6 protein-coding genes are annotated in these 6,189 nt (G+C 66.7%); 5 read left to right on the plus strand and 1 reads right to left on the minus strand.

Annotation, left to right across the window (positions count from 1 at the left end):
* On the minus strand, positions 1–932 hold a 932-nt coding region (locus UK23_RS27870; protein WP_045314624.1), incomplete at its 3' end, for a discoidin domain-containing protein.
* A gap of 206 nt (positions 933–1,138) precedes the next feature.
* Here UK23_RS27870 and UK23_RS27875 point away from each other — a divergent pair.
* The 5 genes from UK23_RS27875 to UK23_RS27895 all read left to right on the plus strand — a co-directional run bounded on the left by UK23_RS27875 (position 1,139) and on the right by UK23_RS27895 (position 6,187).
* A complete protein-coding gene (locus UK23_RS27875; protein ID WP_045314625.1) occupies positions 1,139–2,332 on the plus strand; it encodes an extracellular solute-binding protein in 1,194 nt (397 codons plus the stop codon).
* Complete coding sequence (locus tag UK23_RS27880; RefSeq protein WP_045314626.1) at positions 2,329–3,384, plus strand: ABC transporter ATP-binding protein; 1,056 nt, start codon at positions 2,329–2,331, stop codon at positions 3,382–3,384. Before UK23_RS27875 ends, UK23_RS27880 begins: the two co-directional genes overlap by 4 nt.
* Positions 3,381–4,271 carry an ABC transporter permease gene (locus tag UK23_RS27885; RefSeq protein ID WP_045314627.1) on the plus strand — a complete coding sequence of 297 codons (891 nt, stop codon included), beginning with the start codon at positions 3,381–3,383 and terminating at the stop codon, positions 4,269–4,271. The genes UK23_RS27880 and UK23_RS27885 overlap by 4 nt, the downstream gene beginning before the upstream one ends.
* Positions 4,268–5,089: an ABC transporter permease gene (locus tag UK23_RS27890; RefSeq protein ID WP_045314628.1), complete on the plus strand. Its 822-nt coding sequence runs from the start codon at positions 4,268–4,270 to the stop codon at positions 5,087–5,089. Before UK23_RS27885 ends, UK23_RS27890 begins: the two co-directional genes overlap by 4 nt.
* Before the next feature lie 114 nt (positions 5,090–5,203).
* The gene (locus UK23_RS27895) at positions 5,204–6,187 is read left to right on the plus strand and encodes a LacI family DNA-binding transcriptional regulator (RefSeq protein WP_045314629.1); all 984 of its coding nucleotides are present in this window, start codon (positions 5,204–5,206) and stop codon (positions 6,185–6,187) included.
* The last annotated feature ends 2 nt before the right edge of the window (positions 6,188–6,189 follow it).

Below are 6,189 nucleotides of genomic sequence, written 5' to 3' on the forward strand. Positions count from 1 at the left end.
CCGGTGTAGATCTCGTAGCGCGTGACGCCGACGTTGTCCGTCGCCGCGTCCCACGCCAGTGACACGGAGTTCGCCGTCACGCCGGTGGAACGCAGGTTCTTCGGCGCGGTCGGCGGGATCGGGTCGTCCTCGGCAGGCGGGGTCTTGAACTCCGCCGTGTTGGACGCCTGCGAGATGTTGCCGGCCGCGTCCTTCGCGTTGACGTAGAAGCCGTACATCGTGTTCGGCTTCAGGCCCGTCATCACCGTGGAGGTCGGCGTCGCGGGCACGGACTTCACGAACTGGCCGAGGTTGTAGATCTCGTACGACGTGACACCGACGTTGTCGGTCGACGGCTTCCAGGTCAGCTTCGCCGAGTCGGGCTTGATGTCCGAGGCGACGAGGTCCGTCGGCGCTGTCGGCGGCTCGCCCTCGACGGGGCCGCTGCTGCCGAAGACCTGGAACTCCTGCAGGGAGTAGCCGTACGACGTGCCGGTGCGGCAACGGGTCGTGCCGTAGACGCGGACATAACGGCCCCGCCCGGTGACCGTCAGATCCTCCACGCCGCCCTTGCCGTCAGCGGTGTTGTAGATCGACGTCCAGCTCGAGTCGTTCTCAGAGGTCTCGACCCGGTACGCCTTGGCGCACGAGAGGTCCCACTGCAGCCGGACCCGGCTGATGTTCGCGGACGCGCCCAGGTCGACGCGGATCCAGGCCGGATCGGTGTTCGACTTGCTGGCCCAGCGCGTCGCCGCGTTGCCGTCGAAGGCGTTCTTCGGCGCGTAGTTCGCGCCGCCGGACGCCGACTCGGTCGCAGGCTTGCCTTGGGACAGCAGGACATCGGCTGCGACCGCCGCGGGCGCGGCGGAAACGAGCGAGGTCACCGCCACTGCGAGCGCAGTGGCCAGGAAGCCGGCTCTGGTGACCGGCGACCGCCGTGAACGGGGTGCCACAGGAGCCTCCCACTTTCGTTGGGGATGGGTTGTGCGGCGGCATTGCGTTCGACCGGGCGGCGGGCCAGTCATCGGAGGAATGCACTGCTGCTCTCTGGCCCAATCTGTTGACGAGCCGCGGAGATCAGGTGTAGGCATTCGACCGTTACAGAAAAACCGTAAACGTTTTCGAGCGCCAGGTCCAGAGTCAGTTAGGGAGCCACGAGATGCGCTGGACAAGGAAGTTACAGCTCGTCATCCCCGCCCTCTTGGTGGTCACCGCGTGTGGTGCTCCGGAGGCCCCGCAGGCCCAGAACGCCCCGACCACCATCCCGGACAAGCCGTCCAAACCGGTCGAGCTCAACGTGCTCGACGTGGCCGGCAACCTGCAGCTCACCCAGGGCATGATCGACGAGTTCGTCAAGTCCAACCCCGACTTCGTCAGCAAGGTCAACTACACCAAGGCGACCGCGCCGGACATGCCGGGCAAGCTCAAGGCCGAGCAGAACTCGGGCACCTCCCAGACCCATCTCGTGCTGACCGGTACCGACGGATTGTCGTCGGTGATCGAGCAGAAACTGGTCTACGAACTGCTCCCCGGATTTTCGGCGAAGCTGCCGGACCTCGAGAAGACCTACCTCCCGCCCGCGTGGGAGATGCAGAAGCTCGCCCAGGGCCAGGGCGTCGCGGTGACCTACTACCCGGCGGGTCCGCTGCTCGAGTACGACCCGGCGAAGGTACCGACCCCTCCGACCTCTCCTGCCGAGCTGCTGGAGTGGGCGAAGGCGCACCCCGGCAAGTTCCAGTACGCGCGGCCGGCGAACTCCGGTCCCGGCAGGACGTTCCTCATGGGACTGCCGTACCTGCTCGGCGACACCGACCCCAAGGACCCGGAGAAGGGCTGGGACAAGACCTGGGCGTACCTGAAGGACCTGGGGCAGTACGTCGACAACTACCCCGGCGGCACCACGGACGTCATGAAGAACCTGGCGAACGGCACGTCGTGGATGGTCGCGTCGACGACCGGCTGGGACATCAACCCACGCGTGCTCGGCTCCGTGCCGGAGGGCATGAAGATCTCGACGTTCAAGGGCTTCCACTGGGTCACCGACGCGCACTACGCCGTGGTGCCCAAGGGTGTGTCGCAGGACGTGCTGGCCGCGAACCTGGCGCTCATCAAGTTCATGCTGGACCCGCAGCAGCAGGCCAAGGCGTACGACAAGGGCTACTTCTACCCCGGCCCCGCGGTCAAGGACGTGACGCTGAAGATGGCGCCGCAGGAGTCGCAGGACGCCATCGCGAAGTTCGGGCGCGCGGAGTACGACAAGCTGATCTCCGACAACCCCAAGGAGACCTCGCTCCCGGCCGCGCAGCAGGTGAAGGCGTTCCAGCGGTGGGACCGAGAGATCGGCAAGAAGTGAGCGGGCGTTTCGCCGAGTTGCATCTCGACCAGGTGCAGCGCGCCTTCGGGGACACGGTTGCCCTCAAGGGCATGGACCTGACGATCAAGGGCGGCGAGTTCGTCGCCCTGCTCGGGCCGTCCGGCTGCGGGAAGTCGACGGCGCTGAACTGCCTGGCGGGGCTGCTGCCGCTGACCGGCGGGCGGATCACCCTGGACGGCAAGCGGATCGACGACCTGCCGCCGGAGAAGCGCGGGTTCGGGATGGTGTTCCAGAACTACGCGCTGTTCCCGCACATGTCGGTGCGGCGCAACATCGGGTTCGGCCTGTCCATGCGCAGGACGGGCAAGGCCGAGCTCAACCGGCGGGTGGACGAGGCGGTGCGGCTCGTCCAGCTCGAGGAGCACCAGCACAAGTTCCCGGCTCAGCTTTCCGGTGGCCAGCAACAACGTGTGGCGATCGCGCGGGCGATCGTGCTCGAGCCACCGCTGGTACTGATGGACGAGCCGCTGTCCAATCTGGATGCTGCTCTCAGGCTGGAGATGCGCACGGAGATCCGGCGGCTGCACCAGTCACTGGGTCTCACGACCGTCTACGTGACGCACGACCAGGAGGAGGCGCTGGCCCTCGCCGATCGTCTCGTGGTGCTGCGGCTGGGTGAGGTGCAGCAGGTCGGTTCACCCGAGGAGGTCTACGCGCATCCGGTCAACCGGTACGTCGCCGGGTTCATGGGCTACCGCAACATGATCCCGGTGACGGTCGGCTCCCAGGAAGGTGAGCACGCGACCGTCCACACCGAGGCCGGTGTGAAGCTCGTTGGTGTCAAACGGGAGGAGCTCGGGTCGGAAGCCGTGGCAGCGGTGCGGCCCGAGGACTTCGCGGTGGTCACCGAGATCGGTGCGAACACGATCGAAGCCGTGGTCGAGATCGTCGAGTACCACGGCCGTGAGCAGGCGGTGGAGGCGCGGCTGCGCGACGGCACGCAGCTGCACGTCCGCACGAACTCGCGGCTGGCTCCCGGCGACACCATCACATTGAAGGTGCCGGCTGAGCGCGTGCTGGTGTTCGCATGACCGCCGTACTCGAAAGGGCGTCGCTCAAGCACCGGCTGGCCGAGAAGGGTGTCGACCGCGTCCTCTGGCTGCTGCTGCCGGGCGCGGTGTTCGTGATCCTGCTGTTCGTGTACCCGTTCCTGTACGGGCTGCAGCTGTCGTTCCAGCCGAAGGGCGGCGGCAGCCCGTTCCAGAACTACATCACGTTCTTCCAGGACGACTACCTCGCCGAGACCGTGTGGATCACGCTGTGGCTCGGGCTGCCGGCGGCGTTGTTCAACGTGCTCGCGTCCATCCCGATCGCGTTCCGGATGCGCGGCCGGTTCCGGGGCAAGCGAGCGCTCACCACGCTGCTGGTCATCCCGATCACCCTCGGCACCGTGCTGACGGCGGAAGGACTCCTGGCGTTCTTCGGCCCGACGGGGTGGTTCAACCGCATCCTGATGGCACTGGGCGCGGACGAACCGGCGAAGCTCACCCACAACTACTGGGGCGTGCTGTTCAGCCTGATCATCACGGGCTTCCCGTTCGCGTTCCTGCTGACGCTGTCGTACCTGTCCGGCATCGACCCGACGCTGGAGCAGGCGGCGGCGACGTTGGGCGCGTCGAAGCGGCAGCGGTTCCGGACGATCACCATGCCGCTGCTGGCCCCAGGACTCGCGGTGACTTTTTGCTTGAGCTTCGTGCTGGCGTTCTCGGTGTTCCCGTCCGCGGTCATGGTCGGCAACCCGGCCGGTGAGACGCACGTGATGTCGATCGCCGCGTACGAGACGGCGTTGCGGGACAACGACTTCGCGATGGGCTCGGCGATCGCGATGCTGATGGCGCTGGTGATGCTGATCGTGATCGGCGTGGTGCTGATCTGGCGCACGACGCTCTACCGCGGTGCTACGGGAGGCAAGGGATGAGGCTCACTGCTCGCCCGATCGTGTGGCTGACCTGGGGCGCTCTGGCTTTTTTCATGTTGAACCTGGTCGGCATCGTGGGCGCGGTCGTCACGAACTCGTTCGCCGAGACCTGGTTCGGCACCTGGCTGCCGGACGGCTACACCGGCAAGTGGTACGGCGAGGCGTGGCGCGACTACCGGCTGCTCGACGTCCTCGGTGTCACGTTCCAAGTCGCGATCGCGGTCGTCGTCATCTCCGTCCTGATCGGAGTTCCTACGGCCTATGCCCTGGCGCGCCGCAACTTCCCCGGCAAGAAGCTGCTCAACGTGCTGTTCCTGCTGCCGATTCTGATGCCGCCCATGACGTACGGCATCCCGCTCGCCACCGTGCTCTACAAGTTCCACCTGGCGGGCAGCATGTTCGGCGTGATCGCGGCGAACCTCGTGCCGGCCGTGCCGTTCGTGGTGCTGACGATGACGCCGTTCATCGAGCAGATCGACACGAAGATCGAGTCGGCGGCGCGGATGTGCGGGGCGAACACGTTCGCCATCTTCACCCGCGTGCTCGCGCCGTTGCTCGTACCAGGCATCCTGGCGGCTTCGATCCTGGTGCTCGTGCGGACGGTGGGCATGTTCGAACTGACGTTCCTCACGGCGGGGCCGACCAGCCAGACCCTGGTGGTGTCGCTGTACGAGGCCATGTCGTCGGCGGGCATCCGGCCACAACAGATGGTCGACTCGATGGCGGTGATCTACACCGGATCTATGCTCCTACTCCTCGTGATCGCGCTGCGTTTCGTCAACCCGACACAGCTCGTCACCAGACTCAAAGAACCGTAGGACCTGTCCGACAGGTCTCGTCCGATGAGAGTCGTGGACACGGACCTGTTGGACAGGTCCGGACGCCTGACCCGTCATGATTGTTTCAACCGGCAGTTCGAGGGTGAGGTACAAGTGGCAGTCACCATCCGCGACGTGGCTCGCAGGGCGCACGTATCGGTCGCCACCGTTTCGCGTGCGCTGACATCTCCGGAGCTGGTGCGCCCGGAGACCAGATCACGCGTGCTGGCTGCCGCCTCCGACCTCGGCTACCAGCCCAACCGGGCGGCGCGAGGGCTGATCACGGGCAAGACCGGCAACATCGGCATCGTCGTGCCGGACCTCGACAACCCGTTCTTCACGGGCGTGCTCAAGGCCGTGCAGGCGCGGGCCATGCAGGCGGACTACGCGGTGTTCGTGGCGGACAGCGACGAGGACCCGGTCGCCGAGGCCAAACTGGTGCACGCGATGGCGAAGCAGGTCGACGGCGTCGTGCTGTGTGCGCCCGGCCTGGAGGACTCGCAGGTCTACGAGGTGGCGGGGGCGACGTCGCTGGTGCTGCTGAACCGGCGCCTGCCCGGCGTGCCCGCGGCGTTGATGGACTCGGCGGGCGGCATGCACGCGATCATCGACCACCTCGTGGCGTTGGGGCACCGGCGGATCGCCTACCTGAACGGGCCGCGCACGTCGTGGTCCAACCAGGAACGCCGCAGGGGCCTCATGTCGGCGGTTGCCCAGCACGGCGTCGACCTGGTGGATCTCGGACCGTTCGCGCCGCGCTACGAAGGCGGCTTGCAGGCCGCTGATTTGGCCGTGGCGGCCGATACGACCGCGATCGTGGCCTACAACGACATCATGGCTCTGGGTGTCCTGGCGCGGCTGCGGGACCGCGGGATCTCGGTGCCGGGTGACGTGTCGGTGACCGGGTTCGACGATCTGACGTACGCCGCGCTGTGCTCGCCCGCGTTGACAACGGTGGCAATGCCGGTGGCGCAGGCGGGGCGCACGGCCGTGAACCTGTTGCTGGACTGGCTGGATTCGGACAACACGGAAGTTCCGCAGATCGTGGCCGAAACCCAACTCATCGTGCGCGGCACCACTACCCCACCCCGCAAATGATG

The sequence above is a fragment of the Lentzea aerocolonigenes genome (genome assembly GCF_000955955.1).
GTDB classification, from domain to species: domain Bacteria; phylum Actinomycetota; class Actinomycetes; order Mycobacteriales; family Pseudonocardiaceae; genus Lentzea; species Lentzea aerocolonigenes_A.